Here is a 23,124-nt window from a genome sequence, read left to right as displayed (position 1 = left end):
CGACGGGCTTGGAAGCGGATGACGGTGATGCTGTGGGCCGCCTGCGCCGGCGGCCCCCCGCCTGATGCCGCGGGGGCGGCACCGCCCCCATCCCAGGCACCGGCGGCACCCGCCGCCGCCCTGACCGGCGACTGGCGGGGCACGCTGGACACCGGGCTGACCCGCCTGCGGCTGGAGTTCCATGTCACCACCGTGCCCGGCCCCGGCGGCGCCCCCGCCCTGGCCGGCACGCTGGACAGCGTGGACCAGCAGGTTCTGGGCTTGCCCATCCCCAGCGTCAGCCGCGAGGGCGACACGGTCACCTTCGACATACCGGCCGTGCTGGGCGGCTATACCGGCACGCTGTCGGCGGACGGGCAGACCCTGACTGGCACCTGGCGGCAGGCCCGCCAGTCCCGCCCGCTGGCCCTGACCCGCCTGACCACGGCGCAGATCCAAGCGGAACAGGCGCGGCCCCAGGTACCCCATCCGCCCTTTCCCTATCGCACGGTCAGCGTGGCGTATGACAACCCGGCCGCAGCCGGCGTCCGGCTGGCCGGCACCCTGACCCTGCCGCCGGGCAAGGGCCCGTTTCCGGCCGCGCTGCTCATCACCGGGTCGGGCCCCCAGGACCGTGATGAGACCATCGAGGGCCACAAGCCCTTCCTGGTGCTGGCCGACGCGCTGACCCGGCGCGGCATCGCCGTGCTGCGGGTGGACGACCGCGGCGTCGGCCAGTCCACCGGTGATTTCGACGCCGCCACCACGCCCGACTTCGCCACCGACGCCGCCGCCGGCGTCGCCTATCTGCGCGGCCGCGCCGACATCGACCCGCGCCGCATCGGCCTGATCGGCCACAGCGAGGGCGGGCTGATCGCCCCCATGGTGGCCAGCCGCGACCCCACCATCGCCTGGCTGGTGCTGATGGCAGGCCCGGGCGTGGATGGGGAGACCATCCTGCTGAGCCAGAAGCGCCTGATCGCCGGCGCCACCGGCGTGGGGGCGTCCGGGGCCGAGCGCCTGGTGGACATGGACCGGCGCGAGTACGCCATCGTGAAGGACGAGTCGGATCCGGAACGCGCCCGCGCCCGCCTGCGCATCCTGCTGCAGGGCGGCATGATGGGCGGCGACAACCGCATCGCCACGTCCGAAGCGGTGATCGAGGCGGTGACCAAGCCCTGGTACCGCTGGTTCCTGACCTATGATCCCGCCCCCGCGCTGCGCACCCTGCGCCTGCCCGTTCTGGCCCTGGTGGGGTCCAAGGATTTGCAGGTCTCAGCCTCCGAAAACCTGCCGGCCCTGCGCGCCGCCCTGGCCGACGACCCCAAGGCCGAGGCGCGCGAGGTGCCGGGCCTGAACCACATGTTCCAAACCGCCGACACCGGCGCCCCAACCGAATACGCCCGTATCCCCGAAACGATCGCACCCGTGGCCCTGGACCTGATCACCGACTGGGTGGCGGCGCATAGCAGGCGCCCTGAGCAGTGAGCGTGAGGCTACGCGCGCCTGAAGCCGGTGAGTTGCCCGCCCTGCAAACGCTGGAGGCCGCCGCCCGCCGCCGCTACACCACCTGGCCGGACCTGGCCTTTGTCGCCGCCCGCCCGCCCATCGCGCGGGAGCGCCTGGCGGTCGGCACGGTGTGGGTGGCCGAGCACGCGGGACGAACCGCCGGTTTCATCCTGCTGCAGCCCCAGGACGATCAGCTTTACATCGCCAATATTTCGGTGATGCCCGAGGCCGGCGGCCGGGGCGTTGGTGGCGCCCTGCTGGCCCAGGCATTGAGCCACGCCCGCGCCCTGGGCGCCGAGGCCCTGACGCTGACCACCTTCCAGGCGCCACCCTGGAACGGCCCCTGGTTCCGCCGCCACGGTTATACGCCCATGCCGGAAGAGCACATGGGACCGGCCTTGCGCGCGACACTGGAGCGCCAGATCATCACCGTGGCTCCGGCGACACGGGAGGTGTTGTGGCGACGGGTTGGCGACTTACTTCACTTGCCAACCGACCCTTAAGCGAAGGAAGTTTTCCAGTGCGCCTTTCCCGTGTCCTTGTTTGTGCCACCGGCCTGCTTCTTCTCAGGGACCAAGCCGGCGCCGCCAGTTTCGACTGCGCCAAAGCGGAAACGGCGGTGGAAAAGGCGATCTGCGCCGACCCGTCCCTGTCGGCGGCGGACGAAAAGCTGGCCACCGCCTATCGCCAGACTTTGGCATCGGCCCCGGCCGACATCAGGCCAGAACTGGTGCAGAACCAGCACAACTGGCTGGTCTACGTCCACCGATATTGCAAACCCGTGAAACGCGCCCCCCCGGACGGCGTTTCCACCTGCCTGGGCGAAAAGTATAAAGAGCGCCTGGGCAGCCTGCCCCAATCACTGCGCACTGTCGGCACCACGACCGTCTATCAGATGCAGCGCTTCGACGTCGCCACCGAGGCCGGAACCGACGGGGCCGACGATACCGGCACGATGGAATTCAACATGGACCAGGTGGCAGGCACGCGGCCGCAGGACAAACAGGTGAACGCCTATATCCGCACCCTGGCCAAATTCCCCACCATCGAAACGCAAGCGGCCAAGCCGGGCCGCCTGGCGCAACCGAGTGAGGAGATCGTCAACACCTACCGCCTGATCGCCTACACCGACCACGTGGCCGAAATCCAGATCGACACCTGGGATTACGGCCACGGCGCCGCCCATGGCACGAGCGACAGCGCCAATCGCTTTTTCCTGGCCCAGGAGGGCAAGGAGTTGACGGCGGATCGCGTCTTCGCCGCCGCCAAGCCATGGCGGGCCTTTCTGGCCAAGCGCTGCTACGACGGATTGGTGGAACAGGGGATCATTGGCCCAGACAATAAAGTGTTCACCGGCACCGCGGCGGAACTGGAGCCAATGGTGGCCCAGCCTACCCATTGGGAGTTCGACAGCGACGGCCTGAGCGTAGCCTTCGCAACCTATGAGGTGGCACCCTATGCCGCTGGCGAGCCGGCAGTGACCATCCCTTGGAACGACCTGCGCCCTTATTTGATCAAGGACACGCCCATCCTGGAACTGGCGCGGGTCCCGGCGCAGGACCCGCCCTGATTGCCGCCTGCACAAATTATGCACGATAAGTGCCGGTTTCTGCTGGGAAAATGCAGCCCAGGAGGCAAGGCGTCACGGCTAGGGTAGGTAAGCTCATCCCCCTACCCGAGCTGCCTCATGGCCATCGCCACCCTCAGCCCCGACCGTCCCGCTATTTGGCCCGTCCCGGCCGCCGCCGTCCTCTTCGCCGGCTTGGTGCTGGTCGACACCGCACTGGAGTGGGAACCACCGTTCGACGCCCTGGCGCTCCTCGCGCTCTGGTGTGGTGCTGCGATGGCGGCGGCGCGCCAGGCGGTGCGGGCCCGCCGTGACGGGCTGCCCCGGCGCGCCCTATCCCTGGCGCTGCTGGCCCTGGCCTTCCTGGTGATGGTGGTTCAACCCCGCCTGGTCATGGGTGGCGCGCAATCGCTGGCGGACCACCTGCACTTCGCCCAGGGGCGCCCCTCATACCTGGCCCAAGTCCGCGCCCTGGCGGATACCGGCGAACCCAAGCTGTTGGTCTGGGGCTGGGGCGGCTTCATCGTCGCCTCGACCAGCCTGGTCTATGATGAGAGCGATGAGGTCACCCTGCCGCCCGAGCGGCAATCCGCCTCCTGGAAGGCGCGGACCGAGCACACCGACCTCGCCTGCCCCTATGGCTATCGCGTGCGCACAGAACTGGGCGAGCATTTCTATGCCGTGGGCGTGGGGTGCTGATCACATGCCGCCCGACTTGCAACACCATTTCCACCGGCCCATTCTGATCATCATCGGTCTTTTCTTATGCCTGGTGCTGATCGAGACCGTTCTGCTATCGGCACCACCCCTGTACCTGATCGCTGGACTGGTCGTCATCGTGGCCTGGAGCGGGGCAGCTCTGGCGTCCACCGTGGCTGCCCTACGATCGGCGTGGCGGCGGAACGTTCCGCAGGCCTGCGCCATGGCCATCCTACCCCTCGTCTTCCTGGCTTCCGCCCTGTGGCCAAAGCCGGTCATTTTCGGCGCTCGCGTTCTGGGTGATCGCCTGCATTTTGCGATCGCTCGACCCCGCTATCTGGCCCAAATCCGCGCCCTGCCCCAAACTGGGCAGCCGAGACTGGCAATCATCGAGTGGGGCGGCTTCATCGCCATGACCATCGGCGTCGTCTATGATGAGAGCGACGAAATAGGATTACCGCGCAGCCAACAATCTACCACTTGGAATGATCGAGCCGCCGGGTCGGAATTAAGTTGCGGTTACGCCGTCAACGCCGCTGTCGGTGATCACTTCTATCTGGTGGACTTCGGTTGCTGAGCGTCCCCACACGCGGCCCGTAACGTCCCCATCGCCCCAGCCAGGCCCTCGGTGGTGATTGCCGGGCTCACTGCCGATCCTATGCGAAATTGAAGGCGGCGGGCGCGGCCCAGGCGGTCCAGCGCTGCGGCCGGGAAGGGCACCAGCACGCCGCTCATCCCATCGGCGACATACCGTCCCACGCCCAGAGGCATGGGGCGGCCATCCAGGACCAGGGCCACGGGACAGGTATCGTCCCCACCACAGTCGGTTTCCAGCCACAGGGTCAGGGGGCCGGCCTCACAGCTCAGCGCCATGCCGGAAAACTCCCCCGCCCCATCATAGGCGAGGCCGGCCTTGTCGCCGTTGCCCATCCAACGCGGCGTGTCGGCCGCCATCGCCGGGGCGGCGGCCAACACACCGAGGAGAAGCAGGCGCCTCATCACACCGCCAGCAACAGCGGCGCCATGGCCGCTAAGCCCAGGCCGGCCAGGCGCGGGACCAGTTGCAGGCCGGCGCGCTCCGCCAGGCGGGAAAGGGCGACGCCGGTGAGGTGCAGGACGGCGGAGGCGGTGACGAAGCCGAGGCCGTAGGCCAGGCCATCGGCGTCAGCCGGCATCTCCACCCCATGGGCGGCGCCGTGGCAGAGGGCGAAAGCGCCGATCAGGGCAACGCCCGCGGCCAAGGGCAGCCGGGCGCCGAAGGCCGTCAGCCAGCCCAGGGCCGCCACCGACAGGACGATGCCCCATTCGACACCCGGCAGCGCCAGGCCGTTGGCGCCGGCGATGGCACCGGCCACCAGCAGGGCCAGAAAGGCCAGGGGCCCCAGCCACACCGCTCGGCTGCCGTGCCCCCCTTTGGCCTGCTGCCCAGCCCACAGGCCCACGGCGGTCATGGCGGCCAGGTGGTCCAGCCCGCCGAAGGGGTGGGCGAAGCCATCGGTGAAGCCATGGGTGTGGCCGGGCATGCCGGGGTGGGCCATCGCCACGGCGGGGGCAAATGCGGCGGCGGCGGCCAGGGCGGTCAGCAGGCGGCGGTGCATCATGGTCGGGTTCCCCTGTTCGATGTCTATAAAGCTCAGGCGGCCAGGCCGCCCTTTCCCCTAGGCGGCCAAGCCGCCGGCGCGTTCAATGAAGCGGGTGACGACGTCCAGGCCCTGCGCGGTCTTCAGGTTGGTGAAGACGTAGGGGCGTTCGCCCCGCATGCGCTTGGTGTCGCTGTCCATCACCTCCAGGCTGGCACCCACCAAGGGGGCCAGGTCGATCTTGTTGATGACCAGCAGGTCGGACCGGGTGATGCCGGGGCCGCCCTTGCGCGGGATCTTCTCCCCCGCCGCCACGTCGATGACGTAGATGGTGATGTCGGCCAGTTCCGGGCTGAAGGTGGCGGCCAGGTTGTCGCCGCCGGATTCGATGAGAATGATGTCCAGGCCCGGGAACTTGGCGTTCATCTGATCGACCGCCGCCAGGTTGATGGACGCGTCCTCACGAATGGCCGTGTGGGGGCAGCCGCCCGTCTCCACCCCCAGGATGCGGTCGGGATCCAGCGCGCCGACGCGCGTCAGGATCAGGGCGTCTTCCTTGGTGTAGATGTCGTTGGTGATGGCGACGATGTTGTAGATGTCGCGGAACCGCTTGCACAGCGCCTCCATCAACGCGGTCTTGCCGGAACCGACGGGGCCGCCGATGCCCACCCGCAGGGGGCCATTGGGTGAAGACGTGGACGTGCTCATGAGCGAAACAACCTCGTGTATTGCGTCTCGTGGTTCATGGAGGCGATGTCGGCCACCCAGGCCGCCCCGCCCAGATCATCCAGGGTGCTAAGGGCCGCGCGGGCCGCGGTGGCCAGCACCAGGGGTTCAGCCCGCGCCAGCGCGCGCTGGCCGTCCGTCTGGCCCAGGGGCACCAGGCGCAGGGCCGCCGACACCAGATTGCCGACGAAGCCGTGCAGATAGCCCAGCAAGGTGGCCGGCAGGCCGAGGCCATGGCCGGCGGCCACCGCCCCCACCGCCACGGGATAGGCCAGGTCGCCGCCCATCGCCTTCAGCCGGTCGACAGCGGCACAGGGCCAGGCCGACGCGATGGCGGCAGCGAAGGCCCGGCCTTGGGACAGGCTTTCCAGCCGCCGCTCCGCCGTAGGCGTCAGGGCGGCCGCCAGTTCAGCCACCTCGGCCAGGCCCGTCCAGTTATTGGCCGCCGAGGCGCGCCAGGCCGCCGCCGCCAGCACGGCGTCGTTCCAGCCGGAGCCCAGGGTCAGCAGATCGTCCACCCAGGCCACCAGCGCCTCCACCGTGCGGATGGTGCCATCCTCCACGCCCCATTCCAGGCCGTGGCTGTAGGAAAAGGCGCCCACCGGGAAGGAGGCCGTCAGCCAGGTCATGAGGCGGTAGACGCCGGCAGCGTCGGCGACGGCCTCAGCCATGGCCGTGCCCGTGGTGGTGATGGTCGTGTCCATGGTCGTGATCATGCCCATGACCGTGGGAGTGACCATGCCCGCCACCGGCCGGGCTGTCGCCATAGGCGCCGCCCTCGGGGTCGAAGGGGGCGGAGACGGGGGTGACGATGGCGCCCAGTCCGGTCAGCATGTCGGCCAGCACATGGTCGGCACGGATGCGCAGGCGGTCGCCGCGCAGCTCGGCCGGGATGTGGCGGTTGCCGATGTGCCAGGCCATGCGCAGCAGGTCGGCTATGGCCTCGCACCGCACCTCCATCAGGTCCTCCGGCGCCGCCCTGACCGCCACGATGCCGACACCGGTCAGCACCAGGCCATCGCCGTCGCGGATATGGCGGGGGCTGGGCAGGTCCAGCAGGAAGGCGCCAGCGCTCCCGTCCCGCTCCAGCCGCAGGCGCCGGCGGCAGCGGTGGTCGAAATCCAGCGTCACGGTGCCCACCGCCTTGGCGGCATCCCAATAGCCGGCGGGCAGAACGGTATGGGCCCTGGGCAAATCAGTCGAAGGGGGGAGGTCTTCACTCAAGGCGGCGATCCTCAGAACAGGAAATAGCGCTGCGCCAGGGGCAGCACGTCGGCGGGTTCGCAGGTGACGATCTGGCCATTCACCCGCACCTCATAGGTTTCCGGGTCCACCTCGACATGCGGCGTGGCGTTGTTGTGCACCATGGCGGCCTTGCCGATGCCGCCCCGGGTATTGCTGACGGCCAGCAGGGTCTTTTCCAGGCCCAGGCGCTGGCCCAGCCCGTCGTCCAAGGCCGCCTGCGAGACGAAGGTGACGGCGCTGCGCCGCACCGCCCGGCCATAGGCGCCGAACATGGGGCGATAGTGCACCGGCTGGGGCGTGGGGATGCTGGCGTTGGGGTCGCCCATGGGCGCGGCCACGATGGTGCCCATCTTCAGCACCAGGTCCGGCTTCACCCCGAAGAAGGCCGGTGACCACAGCACCAGGTCGGCCAGCTTGCCGGCGGCGATGGAGCCGACATGCGCACTCATGCCGTGGGCGATGGCGGGGTTGATGGTGACCTTGGCGATGTAGCGCTTCACCCGCGCGTTGTCGTTCTCGCCCGTCTCCTCCGCCAGCCGGCCGCGCTGCACCTTCATCTTGTGCGCGGTCTGCCAGGTGCGGATCAGCACCTCGCCCACCCTGCCCATGGCCTGGCTGTCGGAGGAGATGATGGAGAGGGCGCCCAGGTCGTGCAGCACATCCTCCGCCGCGATGGTCTCGCGCCGGATGCGGCTTTCGGCGAAGGCCACGTCCTCGGGTATGTTGGGGTCCAGGTGGTGGCAGACCATGAGCATGTCCAGGTGCTCATCCACCGTGTTGCGGGTGTAGGGCCGCGTCGGGTTGGTCGAGGACGGGATGACGTTGGAAAGACCACAGACCTTGATGATGTCCGGCGCGTGGCCGCCGCCCGCCCCCTCGGTATGGTAGGCGTGGATGGTGCGGCCCTTGAAGGCGGATATCGTGTCTTCGACGAAGCCGGACTCGTTCAGCGTGTCGGAGTGAATCATCACCTGCACGTCGAAGCGGTCGCCCACATCCAGGCAGGTGTCGATGGCGGCCGGGGTGGTGCCCCAGTCCTCATGCAGCTTCAGGGCCGCCGCTCCGGCGCGCACCTGTTCCTCCAGCGCCGCCGGCAGTGCCGCGTTGCCCTTGCCGGCGAAGGCCAGGTTCATGGGGAAGGCCTCCGCCGCCTCCAGCATGCGGGCCAGGTGCCAGGGGCCGGGCGTGCAGGTGGTGGCGTTGGTGCCGGTGGCGGGGCCCGTGCCGCCGCCCAGCATGGTGGTGACGCCGGACATCAACGCCTCTTCGATCTGCTGCGGGCAGATGAAGTGGATGTGGGTATCGATGCCGCCGGCCGTCAGGATCTTGCCCTCGCCCGCGATGACCTCCGTCCCCGGCCCGACGATGATGTCCACCCCCGGCTGCACGTCGGGATTGCCGGCCTTGCCTATATGGTGGATGCGGCCGTCGCGCAGGCCCACGTCGGCCTTGACGATGCCCCAATGGTCGATGATCAGGGCGTTGGTGATGACGGTGTCGACGGCACCCCCCATTGGCCCCTGGGCGCGCGTCGCCTGCGACTGGCCCATGCCGTCGCGGATGACCTTGCCGCCGCCGAACTTCACCTCCTCGCCATAAGTGGTGAAGTCCTTCTCCACCTCCACGATCAGGTCGGTGTCGGCCAGGCGCACCCGGTCGCCCACGGTGGGGCCGAACATGTCCGCATAGGCGGCACGGCTGATCCTCACGGCCATCAATTGCCTCCCTTAAGGGGACCGGAAACCTGGGCGTTGAAGCCGTGGACCGTCCGGGCGCCGCGATAGGGCACCAGGGTGACGGTGCGGGTCTGCCCCGGCTCGAACCGCACCGCCGTGCCGGCGGCGATATCCAGCCGATGGCCATAGGCCTGGGCGCGGTCGAAGCTCAGGCCCGCGTTGGTCTCGAAGAAATGGAAATGGCTGCCAACCTGGATAGGCCGGTCACCGGTGTTGGCCACGTCCAGCGTCACCGTGGGCAGGCCGGCGTTCAGCTCGATCTCGCCCTCATTGGTGAAGACTTGTCCCGGGATCATCGTCATCACGGCACCTCAGCGGATGGGGTTGTGAACGGTGACCAGCTTCACCCCATCGGGGAATGTCGCCTCCACCTGCACGTCCGGGATCATCTCGGCAATGCCCTCCATCACCTGGTGGCGGCCCACCACGTGGGCGCCCTGATCCATCAGTTCCGCCACCGGGCGGCCGTCGCGCGCACCCTCAACCACGAAGTCGGTGATGAGGGCGATGGCCTCGGGGTGGTTCAGCTTCACGCCCCGTTCCAGGCGGCGGCGCGCCACCATGGCGGCCATGGCGATCAGCAGCTTGTCCTTCTCACGCGGGGTCAGGTTCACGGGCTTGATACTCCCTCAGCAGCGCCAGACGCGCGGGACCGGCGCCCCACGCAGGAATTCGATCAGGGGCGCCAGCGCCCGCAGCAGGGTTTGGCCATCGGGCGCCACCATGCGCAGGGCCAGCAGGCCGTTCCAGGCGCTGGCCCCGGCCTTCACGCCCTCAGCGCGCAGCAGGTCGCGCACCGCCTCCACCCGGGCTTCCGCATCCCCCGCCACATAAAGGCAGGACGCCACCGCACAACCGCCACCGGCCACCGCCGCGCGGGCCAGCTGGGCTTCAATGTCACCCTCAAGCCGCACGGCGTCGGCATAGACCAGGCGCCCGCCCCGGCGGATGCGCCAGTCATCGCGGAACAGGCCGTGGGTCACCCGCTCCCCCCGGGCGGTGCGGCCGAACACCGTGGCCTCCGCCGCCAGCAGGGTGGCGTCCGGCGCCATCTCCACGTCCAACCGGCGGCACAGCCGGGCGCCATCGAACAGGATGGTCTCCTGCGGCAGCCAGTCCAGCCGGCCGGCCACCACCAGGCGGTTCAGCACCCGCGCCTCGCCCGCGCTGGCGCGGTAAACCTTCTCGGCGGCTTGGGTCGTGACGGTGGCGCGGGCGCCGGCCGGCACGATCACCTCCGTCTCCAGCGCGTCGCCACCGGTCAGGCCGCCGCCGGTGTTGATCAGCACGCCCTCCACCCCCGGCCCCTTGGGCAGGCGCAGGCGGGCGGAGCCGGATTGGTAAAGGCGGTCCAGACGGGTGATGCCGTCCGCGTCCGCCTTCACACCCAGGACGACGCGGCCCTCCAGGCGCTGCAGTCGGCTGGCCGGTCCCAAGGCGGCGTCAGGCACAACACCCCCCGTTACCCTTCGGCGCTGTTCCGTCCCGCGTCATTCCCAGGCCACCCCACTGTTTCCCGGGCGGCGGTTCGCAACCGCCGTGCCAGGGGTTGACCACGCGGTCAGCTTGACACGCCCACCCGCGCGGGCAACGACCATCGCCCAGAAATTGGGCGTCTGTCGATGTGCGCTTAAAAGATGGGCAGGCCCCATACGTCATTTGACGTACGGGCCGCTCCCTCACAGCACGGCATCCGGATGGCTGGCGGCCAGCAGGGTACGCACGCGTGGCACCAGGAAGTCCGACAGCGACTGCACCTTGGCCGGCAACAGCGCGCGGTGCGGATAGACGATGGCCAGCTGCACCGGTTCGGGCGGGTGCTCGGGCATCACGATTTCCAGGGCACCGGACTTCACCTCCTCCGCCACCTCCCACAGGGGTTTCAGCGCGATGCCATGACCGTCCACCGCCCAACGGGTCAGCACGTCGCCGTCGTCGGCATCCATGGGGCCGGCGATGGACAGCTTGGTGCTCTTGCCCTCGTCTTTCCCGGGACTGGTCAGCGTCCAGCGGTACTGCTGCGTTCCGGGGAAGCGCAGCAGCAGGCAGTCATGCTCCAGCAGGTCGGACGGCGCCTTGGGCCGGCCGCGCGCCTCCAGGTACCGGGGGGCGGCCACCAGCACGCGCCGCAGGTCGGCGATCTTGCGCACGACGAAGCTGCTGTCCTTCAGCGTGGCCATGCGGATGGCCATGTCCACGGACTCGCGCAGCAGGTCCAGCAGATGGTCGGACAGGCGCAGGCGCACATCCACCATGGGGTTGGCGGCGCGGAACTCCGGCACCAGGGGGCCCAGCACGCGCCGGCCGAAGCCCAGGGGTGCCGTCACCCGCACGCTGCCCGAGGGGGCGCCCCCCTCCGCCGCGATGCTGCTGTGCGCCCGCTCCACCGCCTCCAGCACCTCCAGGCAATGCTGGTAGAAGACCTGGCCGGTCTCGGTGGCCTGCAGCTGGCGGGTGGTGCGGTTCAGCAGCCGGGCGCCCAGGTGCGCCTCCAGCTGCTGGATGCGGTGGCTGACCAGGGCCGGCGACATGCGCAGGTTACGCCCGGCCGCCGACAGGCTGCCCAGGTCCACCACGCGCACGAAGACCTGCATGTTCTCCAGCAGGGCCATCACCCCATCCCCCCAAACACCGTGCTCACGCCCAGAATGGCCAGGACTTTCTTGCAAAGTCGGGGCCTAAACTAAAACTCTGTCAGGCTGGCGGCCACGTCTCCGGCAGCCAGTCGCGCGCCATGTGCACGACCCGTAGAATCACCAGAGCTTCGCCTCCTGTTGGCTTGGCAATGAACTTGTAAACGACGATATACGGAAGGTCCGCCACCACCTTCTCATAGGTGCCGGACACCCGGCCCTTCCGGCCCAGAGCACGCTGACCCAAGGCCTTTCCCGTGGCGCGAATAGCCACGGCCACCTTGCGGGCTGCCTCGGGATTGTCCTTGGCGATATGCCGCGCGATGCCGATCAATTCCTCCAGCGCATCGCGTGACCAAATAACGGAGCGCTTCACCCCCGGCTCCGCGCCACATCCTCGATGGCAGCGTCCAGTTCATCCATTGCCTCGTCATGCGGCACCAAACGGCCTGCCTCAAGATCGGCAAGGCCGCGTTGGATACCTTCCACCAAAGCGACTTCCCGCGCTACGTAGTCGGCAATGGCCTCCGCAGCCAAATAGGATCGCGTCCGGTTGGTCTGGGCCGACAACAGGGCCAGTTGGTCCTTGACCTCTGGTTTCAGCCTGACAGTCAACGTCGTGCTGTTGGACATGGCCTTTTCCTTAAAACAGCGGCTTGTATTCAGGTGTACACATCTTCGCACAGTTGGATACCGGGCACCACGCTAATCCCGATCGTGCACCCGTCGCCCCTGGATATAGGTCGCCTGCACCGCCCGGTCGTCGCCCAGGGTCATCAGCAGGAACAGTTCCTCCTCCACGTCGCCTTGGATGGCTTCGCGCCGGTGGGCCATGGCGGGGGTGGCGCTGGGGTCCAGCACCACCAGGTCGGCGTAGCGGCCGGGGGCGATCTGGCCGATCTCCTCCGTCAGGCCCAACGCGGCGGCGTTGCCCCGGGTCATGAGGTCGAACGCCGCCAGCGCTGGCCAGCTTTGGCCGCGCAGCTGCAAGACCTTGTACCCCTCCCCCGCCGTGCGCAGCAGGGAATAGCTGGTGCCGCCGCCCACGTCGGTGGCCAGGCCCAGGCGCACCGGGCGCACCGGGTTCTCCAACGCGGCGCGATCGAACAGGCCGCTGCCGATGAACAGGTTGCTGGTGGGGCAGAAGACGGCGACGGACGCCGTCTCGTGCATCCGGGCCATCTCCCGCTCGCTCAGATGGATGCAATGGCCGAAGAGGGAACAGTCGCCCAGCAGGCCGTAGCGATCGTAGACGTCCAGGTAATCCGCCGCCTCGGGATACAGGCGCGCCACCTGGCGGATTTCCTCATGGTTCTCCGACAGGTGGGTCTGCATGTAGACACCGGGATGCTCGCGCAGCAGCGCGCCGGCGGCCTCCAGCTGTTCGGGCGTGGAGGTGATGGCGAAGCGCGGGGTGACGGCGTAGCGCTGGCGGCCCACGCCGTGCCAGGCGCCGATCAGCGCCTTGGAATGGTCGTAGCTGGTCTGGGCGGTGTCGGTCAGGGCGGTGGGGGCGTGGCGGTCCATCATGACCTTGCCCGCCACCAGGCCCACGCCGCGCGCCTCCGCCTCGGTGAACAGGGCCTTGACCGAGCCGGGGTGGACGCTGCCGTAGACCACGGCCGAGGTGGTGCCGTTGCGCGCCAGCTCATCCAGGAAGAAGCGGGCGTTGCGGCTGGCGTGCGCGTGGTCGGCGTACCGCTGTTCCTCGATGAAGGTGTACTTCTCCAGCCACTCCATCAGCTGCGCCCCGTAGGAGGCGATGACCTGGGTCTGGGGGAAGTGGATGTGGGTGTCGATGAAGCCCGGCAGGATCAGGCTGTCGGGGTAATGGTCCACCGCCATGCCGGCCGGCAGGGTGGGCAGCAGGTCCGCCGCCTCCCCCACCGCCGTGATACGCCCGGCCGTGACCACCACCAGCCCGTCGGCAATGTGGTGATAGCTGTCGCGGTCGCCCGGGCCCTGGGGCGCGCGCAGGAAGGTCAAAAGCCGGCCGCGCAGGGCGGTGGTTCCGGGGGTGAACGCCATGACGAATATCCAGGTTACGGGACGCTTGCGGATGCCATGTGAGGCGATGCCGCACCGGCGGACCAGGCAGCCAGGATGGCCCGTTCCTCCGGCGTGATCAGGGTGACGTTGCCGGGCGGCATGGCGCTGCTGAGCGCGGCCTGGCGCCGGATGTCGTCGGCATGGCGCAGGATATCGCCCGGATTGTCAAGGATGACGCCATGCGGCGGGGCGTTGATGCCGTCCCAGGCCGGGGACGCCGTATGGCACATGCTGCACCGGTTCATCACCACCTCCTGCGCCTGGGCGAAAGTAGCCGGCGTGGCGGAGGCGGCCCCCACCGCCGGGCCGCCATCGGCGGAGCCCTGGGCGCTGAGCCACGCGGCCGCGACGATGCCGGCGGCGGCCACGCCCCAGGCCCACCACGGCGCCGGCTTGCCCGTGTGCTTGATGTTGAAGAAGTGGCGGACGCTGGCGCCCACCACCAGGATCAGGGCGAAGATCACCCAGTTGTAGCGGGTGGCGTAGGTCAGCGGATAATGGTTGCCGATCATGAGGAAGACGACCGGCAGGGTCAGGTAGTTGTTGTGCATCGACCGCTGCTTCGCGGCCTTGCCCAGCGACGGGTCCGGCGTGCCGCCGGCCAGCAGGGTGGCGACCACCTTGCGCTGGTTGGGGATGATCAGCAGGAAAACGTTGGCCACCATCATGGTGCCGATCAGCGCCCCCATCTGCAGCAGGGCGCCGCGCGGGCTGAAAACGTGCGTCGTGCCCCAGCAGGCCGCCACCAGGAAGACGAAGCCCACCGCCGCCAGGGCACCGTTGTGCCGGCCCAGGGGGGAGCGGCACATCAGGTCATAGACGATCCAGCCCGCGGCCAGCAGGCCGACGCTGAGGCCGATGGCCTGCCATTGCGTGAGCGCCATGACCGACTGGTCGATCAGCAGCAGGTCGGCACCCCGGTAATAAAGGACGCACAGCAGGAAAAAGCCGCTGAGCCAGGTGGTGTAGGCCTCCCACTTGAACCAGGTGAGCTCGGCCGGCATTTGGCTGGGCGCCACCAGATACTTCACCATGTTGTAGAAGCCGCCGCCGTGGACCTGCCAGGCCTCCCCCTGCACACCCTGGGGCAGGTGCGGCCGCTTGCGCAGGCTGGCATCCAAGGCCATGAAGTAGAAGGAGGATCCGATCCACGCCACGGCCGCCACGATATGCAGCCAACGCGCCAGCGTATTGACCCATTCCCAGAAAATGAACTCCATGGCCCCGCCGCCCGCTTTTTGTCTCGCAACCGCACAACGCTACGGGGACGGGGGCCGCCGCGCCAGGGTTCGCGTATCGGCAACAGCTTCAAAAATCGTACGAAGACGGGAAGCGGCGGTCTAAGTGGTAACCATCTCTGTATAATTACAGACCACATAGGTTCGGCTGACAACGATGCTGCCGACCACTTGGTTCACGGAGAGTGGTGGCAGACCATGACATAGTCAGCGAGAGCTATACCCAATTCCGGGAAACGGCGCATATCGAGCACCTTTCCACCATTCTCAAGCGCTACCCTGAGCGGCCCCGGCGTGAGGTCACATGTGAGCACAATCGAGAAAAAGGAACTCGCGCCTAGCGCTGCGTCCCCCTCGTTCTTAGAAAGTTTGCTCTTGGTCGCTTTCTTACCGAGCAAATAGCGCTCGCGAATCAGATTATAGAATTCCCGCTCCGTTTCAGACTGCCATGTAGCGACACCGAATCCACCGTAACGTTCAGGGTCATCCCTGTCGTGATTGAAACCGAAGACCCGCTGGGTTTGGACATGTCCTGCGGCCACCTGGGCACGAACATAGTCTTTCAGGTCCACTTTGTCTGCTTGGTCGGGAATTGCGGCGAGTTCGATCTCGATCTCGCGCGGGATAAACAGTTTAAAACGATCCGAAGGTAACTCGATTGCCAAGTCTATCCTTAGATCGGAAAACAGGTTCCAGACATTACTGTCTATAATTACAGAGACGAGTCCATCCGGACGAGGCTGGTAATGCATTAGTCGTTTCCCTGATTCATTTTAGGAATGTCCCGTCCCACCATCTCAGCACCCGCAGCGCCCGCAGGGTGACCCAGGGCGACGGCTTGCCCGGCCCGTCGTTGACCTTGAACCACACCCGCCCGCGCAGGTCCCAGTCCAGCGGCCAGGTGCCGTCCGCCTGGCGGCGGGAGCGCAGGTGGGCGACGGCCTCCGCCAGGCGGAGGTCGGGCTGGGCCCCGGTCAGTTGGCCGGCGGCGCGGAAATAGTCCAGCGCCCGCAGGATGTCATAGCGCCAGCGGTTGGGGTGCAGCAGGTCCAGGAACTGCGGGTCGGCCGGTTCGCCCGTCGTCAGGCGGCGGAACAGGTGGCGGGACAGCAGGTATTCCTCCCCCGTCCACCGCGCGTCCCGCGAGCGGTCGGTACCGCCGGTGGCGCGCTCATACTCCAGCAGGCCTTCCAGCACGTTGAGGGTGCTGGCGAAGGAGGAACAAGCGGAACCGGCGGCGCGCTCGCAATTCCAGCCGCCATCCGGCTGGCGATCATCCACCAGGCGTTCGACCAGGGCGGCGACGTCAGCGCCAAAATAGGCGCCGTTGGCCACCGTGCGGCCGTTGATGCATTCCTCCACCTCGCCCTGCCAGTAAGGCTGGCCACCCTCATCCCAGCGGGAGTTGGCACCGACCAGGGCGACGGTGCGCCGGGCCCGCTCCGTCGTGGGGTCCAGGCCGAATTCCCGCAGTTGGTCCAGCGCGAAGGCCGTTGCCGTCCAGGGCTGGCCGCTGCGATGCCATTCGTCGGGGGTGAAATCGGCGGGGAAGAAGGCGCCGCCGGCCCATTTCCCGTCCGCATCCTGGCAGGCCAGCAGGCGGGCACCCCAGCCTTCCGTTTCCACCTTGGCGCGTTCCGCCGCCCAATCCGCTTCCGGCAAGTCCAGCAGGTCACGCATCACTTGCCAGCGGATGGCCGGGTCGGCGCGCGTCAGCCAAAGGATCACCGCGTCTTGCTCAGGCATGGGCCATTCCCCCGTTTGCGCATCCGGGATATTAGCGCGTCCGCAGCACCGCCGCGATACGGGCCACCGCCAAGTCCACCGCCGCCTCGGTGGTCCCCCGTCCCAGGCCAAAACGCAGGCTGCCGAAGGCCGCCGCCGCGTCCAGGCCCATCGCCGTCAGCACATGCGAGGGCTGGCCGGTGGCGGAGCGGCAGGCGGAACCGGTGGACAAGGCGAGGTCTGGCAGGTCCAGCAGAAGGTCGGCGGCGTCCACGCCCGGCAGCGTGACATTGAGGCAGCCGGGCAGGCCATCGGCCGGGCCGTTGCGCGTGACGCCGGGAACGGCGGCGCTCAGGCCCGCCCACAGCCGCGCCGTCAGCGCCACCAGATGATCGCAATCCGCTCCGCGCCGCCGCAGGACCAGCCGCGCCGCTTCGGCGAAGCCCATGATCAAGGCGGTGGGCGGCGTACCCCAGGACCACGGTGCCGCCGGCGCCAACCCCGCCCGCGCCACCAGCGCGCCCACGCCCTGGGGCCCATAGAGCTTATGCGCCGACAGGGTGATCATGTCGGGACCGGGACGATCCTTGCCGCCCAGCGCCAGCGGTCCGGTGGCCACGCGCTGCACCCCGTCGCAGTGCCACAGGGCGCCATGGGGGCGGCACAGGTCGGCCACGGCCGCCAGCGGCTGCAGGCTGCCGACCTCATTGTTGGCGGCCATGAGCGACAGCACGGGCCGGGGACCGGCCCGGCTCAAGGCGGCCTCAAGCGCATCCAGGCGGATGACGCCCTGGCCGTCCACCGGCAGCAGGGTCACGGCATGGCCGGCGGCGCGCAGGCCGTCCAGCTGGCGCAGCACGCTGTCATGTTCGACCGCCGAGACCAGCAGCGGGGCGCCGGCCGGCACCAGCCCCTGGAGCGCCAGGCGGTTGGCCTCGCTGGCGCTGGGGGTGAAGGTGACTGTCGCATCCGCGGGCGCATCCACCAGGGCCGCCACGGCGCGGCCGGCCTGGGCGACGGCCCGCGCCGCCTGGCGGCCGGGATTGTGATGAACGGTCTGGGCGTTGCCGGCGCGATCCGGCTGGAACCAGGGCAGCATGGCGGCCAGCACGGCGGGGTCCAGGGGCGTGCTGGCCAGATGATCCAGATAGATCACGCCGGTGTCGGCGCCGGCCATGGAATCGCCCTCCACCAGGTGGCCCCCACTAGATGGCCCCGTAAATGTCGCCCATCATCACCGTGGTCTGCGGCGGTCGGCGCAACAGGGCCGTCAGCACCTCCGCCGCCGTCAGGGCGGCGATGACCTCCGGCCGCTTGTCGCCCGACAGGCCCGCGCCGATGGGGCAGATCAGGCGCCGCAAATGGTTGGGATCATACCCCTGCGCCTGGTACCAGCGGGAGAAGCGCTGGCGCTTGGTGTGCGACCCGATGAGGCCGACATAGGCCGTATCGGTGCGCTGCACCGCCTCCGCCGTGATGGCGAAGTCCAGGTCGTGGTTGTGGGTCATGATCAGGTAGCCGGCGCCGGGTGGGGCCAGGGCCACCTGGCTGGGCAGTTCCGTCGCCACGCGGATGTCGGCATCCACCGGCGGGTCGGGCGGGAATTCCGAGGCGCGGCTGTCCACCCACACCAGGCGCAGCGGCAGGGGTGCCATGGCGCGGGCAACCGCCTTGCCGACATGGCCGGCGCCGAACAGCATCAGCCAGGGTTGACCGGCCAGGGCCGTCGCCTCCGCCGCGCGCAGGCGGTACAGCACCGCCTCGTCCACCCGCTCCACCGTCAGCACGACATGGCCACCGCAGCATTGGCCCACCGCCGGGCCCAGGGGCACGTCCAGGCGCACCGGCTCGCCACCTTCGACCAGCAGGCGGCGGGCGGTTTCCAGGCCCAGATGTTCCAGCCGGCCGCCACCCACCGTGCCTGTCTGCCAGTCGGCGCCCACCGCCATGGAGGCGCCGACCTCACGCGGGGTTGAGCCGCGCGCCTCCGTCACCGTGACCAACACCACGGCCTCACCCCGGGCCAGGCAGGCGGCCAGGCCGGCGGATTGCGGGCCGGGGGCGGAGAGCGGAACCTTGGGCGCCGTCATGCCGTCCGCTCCCGCAGGCGTTCGATGGTCGCCAACACCCGTTCCGGCGTGGCCGGCGCGTCCAACTGCGGGCAGACCTTATGGTCCGCCACGCTGGCCACGGCGTCGGACAGGGCATGCAGCACGCTGATGCCCAGCATCAGCGGCGGCTCGCCCACCGCCTTGGACCGGTGGATGGTGTCCTCGACATTCGGGCTGTTCCGCACCAAGCGGACGTTGAACTGGCGCGGGCGATCGCCGCAGGCCGGGATCTTGTAGGTGCTGGGGGCGTGGGTGCGCAGGCGGCCCTGGGCATCCCACCACAGCTCCTCCGTCGTCAGCCAGCCCATGCCCTGGATGAAGCCGCCCTCGACCTGGCCCTTGTCCAGGGCCGGGTTCAGGCTGTCGCCGCAGTCGTGCAGGATGTCCACGCGGTCCACCACATACTCGCCCGTCAATGTGTCCACCGTCACCTCCGCCACCGACGCACCATAGGCGTAGTAAAGGAAGGGGCGGCCCTGGCCCTTGGCCCGGTCCCAGTGGATCTTGGGCGTCTTGTAATAGCCGGTGGCCGACAAGGAAATGCGGCCCATGTACGCGGCCTTCGCCACCTCCCTGAGGGTCAGCAGCTGGTCGCCCACCCGCACCCCGTCGGCGGTGAAAACCACGGCGTCTTCGGAAACGTTCCAATGGCCGGCAGCGAATTCCACCAGGCGGGCCTTCAGCACACGGGCGGCGTTCTGCGCCGCCTTGCCGTTGATGTCGGCACCGGAGGAGGCGGCGGTGGCCGAGGTGTTGGGCACCTTGCCCGTGGTGGTGGCGGTGATGCGGATGCGGCCGATGTCCACCTGGAACTCATCGGCCACCACCTGGGCGACCTTGGTGTTCAGGCCCTGCCCCATCTCCGTCCCGCCATGGTTCAGGTGGATGGAGCCGTCAGTGTAGATATGGATCAGCGCCCCGCCCTGGTTATAGGGCGTGAAGGTGAAGGAGATGCCGAACTTCACCGGGGTCAGGGCCAAGCCCTTCTTCAGATAGAGATTGGCGGCGTTGAAGGCGCGGATGGCCTGACGCCGCGCGCGATAGTCCGACCACGCCTCCAGCTCATCGACCAGGGGGCCGATGATGTTGTCCTCGATGGTCTGGTGATAGGGCGTTACGTTACGGTCGGTGGTGCCGTAGAAGTTCACCTTCCGCACGTCCAGCGGGTCCAGGCCGGTGGCGAAGGCCACCTCCTCCACCATCCGCTCGGCCGCAACCATGCCTTGGGGCCCGCCGAAACCGCGGAAGGCGGTGTTGGACACCGTGTTGGTCTTCAACGGCAGCGACGACATGCGGGCATTGCCGTAGAAATAGCAATTGTCGGCATGGAACAGGGCGCGGTCCGTCACCGGGCCCGACAAATCCGCCGCGAAGCCGCAGCGCGCGGCGAACAGCATGTCGGTGGCCAGGATGCGGCCCTGGTCATCAAAACCGACCTGATAGTCCACCTCGAAATCATGGCGCTTGCCGGTGATGCGGAAGTCGTCGTCACGGTCGGGGCGCAACTTGGCGGCGCGGCCGGTCTTCTTGGCAACCAGGGCGACACAGGCGGCGAACAGGTTGGCCTGCGTTTCCTTGCCGCCGAAGCCGCCGCCCATGCGCCGCACCTCCACCGTCACCGCCCCGTCGGGAATGTCCAGGACGTGGGCGACGATGTGCTGCACCTCGCTGGGGTGCTGGGTGGAGACGTGGACCAGCACGTCCTCATCCTCCCCCGGGATGGCCATGGCGATCTGGCTTTCCAGATAAAAATGCTCCTGCCCGCCGATCTTGATGCGGCCGGACAGCGTACGGGGGGCCGTCTTCAGCGCCGCCTCGGCATCGCCCAGGCGCAGGGTCATGGGCGGGGTGACCAGCGTGCCCGGATCGCGCGCCGCCGCGATGTCCAGCACCGCCGGCAGATCCTGGTATTCCACCTTGGCCAGTTGCGCCGCGCGGCGGGCCTGGTCGCGCGTCTCCGCCGCCACGGCGAACAGGGGGTGGCCGTGATACTGCACCACATCCTCGGCGAACAGCGGCTCATCATGGCGCAGGCCGGCGCCGATGTCGTTGTCGCCCGGGATGTCGGCGGCGGTGAACACCGCCACCACGCCCGGGGCCTGGCGCACGGCCGACAGGTCCACCGATAGGATGCGGGCGTGGGCGCGGGCGGCCAGGCCCAACTGCACATGCAGCAGGCCGGCGGGCTCGGCGATGTCGTCGACGTACAGCGCCTCCCCGCTCACATGCTTGTGCGCGCTTTCATGCCGACGGCTGTCGTGCACGGCGCCGTCGATGCGGCGCGCGACCGCCGGGATGTCGATGGGGGTCTTGTCAGGCATGGGGCACCGCCTTTGCGATGTCGCAACCCTGTGATCGCTGGGCGAGGACACGGGTCGCGGGGGCGCCGGGCGCGCTTTCCGCCTGGAACTTCAGCAACAGGTTACCGGCCACCGTAAGGCGGTAGGCGGCGCTGGCGCGCCAGTCGCTGAGCGGCGTGAAATCCTGGGCCAGGGCCGCCTTGGCGTCCCGCGCGGCGGCGGCGTCCCAGGGGCGGCCCAATAGCGTCGCCTCCGCCGCGTCCGCCCGCTTGGGCGTGCCCGCCATGCCGCCATAGGCCAGGCGGGCGCGGGTGACGCGGCCGTCGTCGCCCACCGTCACCAGGAAGCAGGCGCATAGGGCGGAGATGTCCTGGTCGAAGCGCTTGGAGATCTTGTAGGCGGCGAACAGATCGCCCTTGCCCGGCTTGGGCACGGTCACGCTTTCCACGAACTCACCCGGCTGGCGGTCCTGTTTGCCATAGGCCAGGAAGTAATCCTGCAGCGGCAGCGTCCGCCGCTGCGTCCCCCGGCGCAAGGTCAGGCTGGCGCCCAAGGCGATCAGGGCGGGCGGCGTGTCGCCGATGGGGGAGCCGTTGGCGATGTTGCCGCCGATCGTGCCGGCGTTGCGCACCTGCTCCGCCCCCACCCGGCGCAGCAGTTCGTCCAGGTCAGGGTGCAGCCTGCCCAGCGCGGCCTTGGCGGCGGTGAAGGTGACGCCGGCCCCCAGCTCCAGGGCGTCGCCCCGGTCCGTTATGCGCGCCAGGCCGGCCACCCGGCCGGTGTAGATCACAGTCGGCAGCACCTTCTGGTGCTTGGTCACCCACAGGCCCACGTCGGTGGCGCCGGAAACGATGGTGGCATCGGGATTGGCCAGCACCAGGTCGGCCAGCTGGTCCACCGTGGCCGGCGCCAGGAAGCGGCGGCCGTCGCGGCCCGTTTCCACCACCGTGTCGTCGGCCAGGGCGGCCAGCGCCCGGGTCACGGTGGGCAGGGCGTCGTCGATATGGTCCGGCGTCCGGTCGCGCAGTTGCTGGGCCGCCGCCACAATGGGGGCGTAGCCGGTGCAGCGGCACAGGTTGCCGGCCAGGGCGTCATCGATGCGCTGCTCATCCGGCACAGGGGGTGCGTCCTCCGCCCGGTTCAGGGCGTACAGCGACATAACGAAGCCGGGGGTGCAGAACCCACATTGCGAGCCATGGCAGTCCACCATGGCCTGCTGCACCGGGTGCAGGCTACCGTCCGGCCGCTTCAGATGCTCCACCGTCAGCAGTTGGCAGCCGTCCAGGGTGGCCAGGAAGCGGATGCAGGCGTTGATGGCCTCATACCTGACCACCCCGTCGACCAGGCGGCCCACCACCACGGTGCAGGCGCCGCAGTCGCCCTCGGCGCAGCCCTCCTTAGTGCCCAGGCGCCGCTCGGTACCACGCAGCCAGTCCAACACCGTCAGCGTCGGATCCACTTCGGTCAGGGTGCGTGGTTCATTGCCCAGCAGGAAGCGGATGGTTGTGCGGTGGGCCATCTCAGCTGCCCCGGTATGTCGAGTAGGCGTAGGGGCTGATCAGCAAGGGCACGTGATAGTGCTGGCCGGCATCGGATATCGCGAAGCGGATGGGCACCTCATCCAGGAAGGGCGGATCGGTCAGGGTCACGCCGCGCGCCTGGAAATAGGCGCCGACCGCGAAAGTCAGCTCATAGCGGCCGACGGTCAAATCGGCACCCGCCAGCAAGGGCCCGTCGCAGCGGCCATCGGCGTTGGTGCGGGCCTCCGCCACGCGGGTGCGGGCGCCATCGTCGCCCAGCCGATCCAGCACGACGGTGATGCCGGCCCCCGGCCTGCCCGCCATGGTGTCCAGCACGTGGGTTGTCAGGCGCCCTTCGCCCCGGCCTGCATTCATATGGCCTGCACTCATGATGACCGCCCGTTCGTCGCCCTGATCTCGCTTATGCACAAAAGGTACATGGGGTCGCATCGCCCCGTCAGCCAGCCACCCCAGGGAAAGTCTTTCAAAACAATCAGGAAAGCGCCC

26 protein-coding genes are annotated in these 23,124 nt (G+C 68.8%); 5 read left to right on the top strand and 21 right to left on the bottom strand.

Annotated features, from left to right (window positions below; all coding sequences use genetic code 11):
- Positions 1–18: 18 nt before the first annotated feature.
- The 5 genes from Y958_RS22490 (at position 19) to Y958_RS22465 (ending at position 4,331) form a co-directional block, all read left to right on the top strand.
- A complete protein-coding gene (locus Y958_RS22490) occupies positions 19–1,467 on the top strand; it encodes an alpha/beta hydrolase family protein (protein WP_186291562.1) in 1,449 nt (482 codons plus the stop codon).
- A gap of 2 nt (positions 1,468–1,469) precedes the next feature.
- Complete coding sequence (locus Y958_RS22485; RefSeq protein WP_186291561.1) at positions 1,470–1,991, top strand: GNAT family N-acetyltransferase; 522 nt, start codon at positions 1,470–1,472, stop codon at positions 1,989–1,991.
- Positions 1,992–2,008: 17 nt separating this feature from the next.
- Positions 2,009–3,058: a DUF3298 domain-containing protein gene (locus Y958_RS32065; protein WP_186291560.1), complete on the top strand. Its 1,050-nt coding sequence runs from the start codon at positions 2,009–2,011 to the stop codon at positions 3,056–3,058.
- A gap of 117 nt (positions 3,059–3,175) precedes the next feature.
- Complete coding sequence (locus tag Y958_RS22470; RefSeq protein WP_088874223.1) at positions 3,176–3,754, top strand: hypothetical protein; 579 nt, start codon at positions 3,176–3,178, stop codon at positions 3,752–3,754.
- A 4-nt stretch (positions 3,755–3,758) separates the two neighbouring features.
- The gene (locus tag Y958_RS22465; RefSeq protein ID WP_145616647.1) at positions 3,759–4,331 is read left to right on the top strand and encodes a hypothetical protein; all 573 of its coding nucleotides are present in this window, start codon (positions 3,759–3,761) and stop codon (positions 4,329–4,331) included.
- Here the strand turns inward: Y958_RS22465 and Y958_RS22460 are convergent.
- The 21 genes from Y958_RS22460 to uraH all read right to left on the bottom strand — a co-directional run bounded on the left by Y958_RS22460 (position 4,307) and on the right by uraH (position 23,007).
- Entirely contained in the window at positions 4,307–4,753 is a 447-nt protein-coding gene (locus Y958_RS22460) for a hypothetical protein (RefSeq protein ID WP_088874221.1), read from the bottom strand. The two genes, Y958_RS22465 and Y958_RS22460, sit on opposite strands and share 25 nt — an antisense overlap.
- The gene (locus Y958_RS22455; protein WP_088874220.1) at positions 4,753–5,355 is read right to left on the bottom strand and encodes a HupE/UreJ family protein; all 603 of its coding nucleotides are present in this window, start codon (positions 5,353–5,355) and stop codon (positions 4,753–4,755) included. The genes Y958_RS22460 and Y958_RS22455 overlap by 1 nt, the downstream gene beginning before the upstream one ends.
- 57 nt (positions 5,356–5,412) lie before the next feature.
- Positions 5,413–6,042 carry an urease accessory protein UreG gene (ureG, locus tag Y958_RS22450; protein ID WP_088874219.1) on the bottom strand — a complete coding sequence of 210 codons (630 nt, stop codon included), beginning with the start codon at positions 6,040–6,042 and terminating at the stop codon, positions 5,413–5,415.
- On the bottom strand, positions 6,039–6,764 hold the full coding sequence (locus Y958_RS22445; RefSeq protein ID WP_244909649.1) for an urease accessory protein UreF: 726 nt from the start codon (positions 6,762–6,764) through the stop codon (positions 6,039–6,041). The genes ureG and Y958_RS22445 overlap by 4 nt, the downstream gene beginning before the upstream one ends.
- Positions 6,724–7,284 carry an urease accessory protein UreE gene (locus tag Y958_RS22440; RefSeq protein WP_244909648.1) on the bottom strand — a complete coding sequence of 187 codons (561 nt, stop codon included), beginning with the start codon at positions 7,282–7,284 and terminating at the stop codon, positions 6,724–6,726. The genes Y958_RS22445 and Y958_RS22440 overlap by 41 nt, the downstream gene beginning before the upstream one ends.
- 11 nt (positions 7,285–7,295) lie before the next feature.
- Positions 7,296–9,020, bottom strand: coding sequence for an urease subunit alpha (gene ureC, locus Y958_RS22435; RefSeq protein WP_088874217.1), 1,725 nt, complete (start codon positions 9,018–9,020; stop codon positions 7,296–7,298).
- Positions 9,020–9,337: an urease subunit beta gene (locus Y958_RS22430; RefSeq protein ID WP_088875166.1), complete on the bottom strand. Its 318-nt coding sequence runs from the start codon at positions 9,335–9,337 to the stop codon at positions 9,020–9,022. The genes ureC and Y958_RS22430 overlap by 1 nt, the downstream gene beginning before the upstream one ends.
- Before the next feature lie 15 nt (positions 9,338–9,352).
- Positions 9,353–9,655, bottom strand: coding sequence for an urease subunit gamma (locus Y958_RS22425; protein WP_004273333.1), 303 nt, complete (start codon positions 9,653–9,655; stop codon positions 9,353–9,355).
- A gap of 15 nt (positions 9,656–9,670) precedes the next feature.
- On the bottom strand, positions 9,671–10,492 hold the full coding sequence (locus Y958_RS22420) for an urease accessory protein UreD (protein WP_088874216.1): 822 nt from the start codon (positions 10,490–10,492) through the stop codon (positions 9,671–9,673).
- Between the two features lie 228 nt (positions 10,493–10,720).
- Positions 10,721–11,653, bottom strand: coding sequence for a LysR family transcriptional regulator (locus tag Y958_RS22415; RefSeq protein WP_088874215.1), 933 nt, complete (start codon positions 11,651–11,653; stop codon positions 10,721–10,723).
- Positions 11,654–11,735: 82 nt separating this feature from the next.
- On the bottom strand, positions 11,736–12,050 hold the full coding sequence (locus Y958_RS22410; RefSeq protein WP_088874214.1) for a type II toxin-antitoxin system RelE/ParE family toxin: 315 nt from the start codon (positions 12,048–12,050) through the stop codon (positions 11,736–11,738).
- On the bottom strand, positions 12,047–12,307 hold the full coding sequence (locus Y958_RS22405) for a CopG family ribbon-helix-helix protein (protein WP_088874213.1): 261 nt from the start codon (positions 12,305–12,307) through the stop codon (positions 12,047–12,049). The genes Y958_RS22410 and Y958_RS22405 overlap by 4 nt, the downstream gene beginning before the upstream one ends.
- Positions 12,308–12,379: 72 nt before the next feature.
- Entirely contained in the window at positions 12,380–13,702 is a 1,323-nt protein-coding gene (gene guaD / locus Y958_RS22400) for a guanine deaminase (protein ID WP_088874212.1), read from the bottom strand.
- Between the two features lie 14 nt (positions 13,703–13,716).
- Complete coding sequence (locus tag Y958_RS22395) at positions 13,717–14,943, bottom strand: urate hydroxylase PuuD (protein WP_088874211.1); 1,227 nt, start codon at positions 14,941–14,943, stop codon at positions 13,717–13,719.
- Between the two features lie 194 nt (positions 14,944–15,137).
- Entirely contained in the window at positions 15,138–15,713 is a 576-nt protein-coding gene (locus Y958_RS22390) for a hypothetical protein (protein ID WP_088874210.1), read from the bottom strand.
- A gap of 16 nt (positions 15,714–15,729) precedes the next feature.
- Positions 15,730–16,707 carry a squalene cyclase gene (locus Y958_RS22385; protein WP_088874209.1) on the bottom strand — a complete coding sequence of 326 codons (978 nt, stop codon included), beginning with the start codon at positions 16,705–16,707 and terminating at the stop codon, positions 15,730–15,732.
- Between the two features lie 31 nt (positions 16,708–16,738).
- Positions 16,739–17,863, bottom strand: coding sequence for a cysteine desulfurase family protein (locus tag Y958_RS22380; RefSeq protein ID WP_244909647.1), 1,125 nt, complete (start codon positions 17,861–17,863; stop codon positions 16,739–16,741).
- 28 nt (positions 17,864–17,891) lie between these two features.
- The gene (xdhC, locus tag Y958_RS22375; RefSeq protein WP_088874208.1) at positions 17,892–18,776 is read right to left on the bottom strand and encodes a xanthine dehydrogenase accessory protein XdhC; all 885 of its coding nucleotides are present in this window, start codon (positions 18,774–18,776) and stop codon (positions 17,892–17,894) included.
- Positions 18,773–21,118, bottom strand: a complete 2,346-nt coding sequence (gene xdhB / locus Y958_RS22370) for a xanthine dehydrogenase molybdopterin binding subunit (RefSeq protein ID WP_088874207.1) — start codon at positions 21,116–21,118, stop codon at positions 18,773–18,775. Before xdhB ends, xdhC begins: the two co-directional genes overlap by 4 nt.
- A complete protein-coding gene (xdhA, locus tag Y958_RS22365) occupies positions 21,111–22,616 on the bottom strand; it encodes a xanthine dehydrogenase small subunit (protein ID WP_088874206.1) in 1,506 nt (501 codons plus the stop codon). Before xdhA ends, xdhB begins: the two co-directional genes overlap by 8 nt.
- Before the next feature lies 1 nt (position 22,617).
- Positions 22,618–23,007, bottom strand: coding sequence for a hydroxyisourate hydrolase (uraH, locus tag Y958_RS22360; RefSeq protein WP_244909646.1), 390 nt, complete (start codon positions 23,005–23,007; stop codon positions 22,618–22,620).
- Positions 23,008–23,124 lie beyond the last annotated feature (117 nt).

The sequence above is a fragment of the Nitrospirillum viridazoti CBAmc genome (genome assembly GCF_000730165.1).
GTDB classification, from domain to species: domain Bacteria; phylum Pseudomonadota; class Alphaproteobacteria; order Azospirillales; family Azospirillaceae; genus Nitrospirillum; species Nitrospirillum viridazoti.
This window is presented reverse-complemented; position numbering and strand designations above follow the sequence as displayed.

Excerpts from the sequence above, each read along its gene's own strand:
- Y958_RS22490 (WP_186291562.1), top strand. The coding sequence starts at position 19 with ATGACGGTGATGCTGTGGGCCGCCTGCGCCGGCGGCCCCCCGCCTGAT.
- Y958_RS22470 (WP_088874223.1), top strand. The coding sequence starts at position 3,176 with ATGGCCATCGCCACCCTCAGCCCCGACCGTCCCGCTATTTGGCCCGTC.
- Y958_RS22465 (WP_145616647.1), top strand. The coding sequence starts at position 3,759 with ATGCCGCCCGACTTGCAACACCATTTCCACCGGCCCATTCTGATCATC.
- Y958_RS22460 (WP_088874221.1), bottom strand. The coding sequence starts at position 4,753 with ATGAGGCGCCTGCTTCTCCTCGGTGTGTTGGCCGCCGCCCCGGCGATG.
- Y958_RS22455 (WP_088874220.1), bottom strand. The coding sequence starts at position 5,355 with ATGATGCACCGCCGCCTGCTGACCGCCCTGGCCGCCGCCGCCGCATTT.
- ureG (WP_088874219.1), bottom strand. The coding sequence starts at position 6,042 with ATGAGCACGTCCACGTCTTCACCCAATGGCCCCCTGCGGGTGGGCATC.
- Y958_RS22445 (WP_244909649.1), bottom strand. The coding sequence starts at position 6,764 with ATGGACACGACCATCACCACCACGGGCACGGCCATGGCTGAGGCCGTC.
- ureC (WP_088874217.1), bottom strand. The coding sequence starts at position 9,020 with ATGGCCGTGAGGATCAGCCGTGCCGCCTATGCGGACATGTTCGGCCCC.
- Y958_RS22430 (WP_088875166.1), bottom strand. The coding sequence starts at position 9,337 with ATGATCCCGGGACAAGTCTTCACCAATGAGGGCGAGATCGAGCTGAAC.
- Y958_RS22415 (WP_088874215.1), bottom strand. The coding sequence starts at position 11,653 with ATGGCCCTGCTGGAGAACATGCAGGTCTTCGTGCGCGTGGTGGACCTG.
- Y958_RS22405 (WP_088874213.1), bottom strand. The coding sequence starts at position 12,307 with ATGTCCAACAGCACGACGTTGACTGTCAGGCTGAAACCAGAGGTCAAG.
- guaD (WP_088874212.1), bottom strand. The coding sequence starts at position 13,702 with ATGGCGTTCACCCCCGGAACCACCGCCCTGCGCGGCCGGCTTTTGACC.
- Y958_RS22395 (WP_088874211.1), bottom strand. The coding sequence starts at position 14,943 with ATGGAGTTCATTTTCTGGGAATGGGTCAATACGCTGGCGCGTTGGCTG.
- Y958_RS22390 (WP_088874210.1), bottom strand. The coding sequence starts at position 15,713 with ATGCATTACCAGCCTCGTCCGGATGGACTCGTCTCTGTAATTATAGAC.
- Y958_RS22385 (WP_088874209.1), bottom strand. The coding sequence starts at position 16,707 with ATGCCTGAGCAAGACGCGGTGATCCTTTGGCTGACGCGCGCCGACCCG.
- Y958_RS22380 (WP_244909647.1), bottom strand. The coding sequence starts at position 17,863 with ATGGCCGGCGCCGACACCGGCGTGATCTATCTGGATCATCTGGCCAGC.
- xdhC (WP_088874208.1), bottom strand. The coding sequence starts at position 18,776 with ATGACGGCGCCCAAGGTTCCGCTCTCCGCCCCCGGCCCGCAATCCGCC.
- xdhB (WP_088874207.1), bottom strand. The coding sequence starts at position 21,118 with ATGCCTGACAAGACCCCCATCGACATCCCGGCGGTCGCGCGCCGCATC.
- xdhA (WP_088874206.1), bottom strand. The coding sequence starts at position 22,616 with ATGGCCCACCGCACAACCATCCGCTTCCTGCTGGGCAATGAACCACGC.
- uraH (WP_244909646.1), bottom strand. The coding sequence starts at position 23,007 with ATGAGTGCAGGCCATATGAATGCAGGCCGGGGCGAAGGGCGCCTGACA.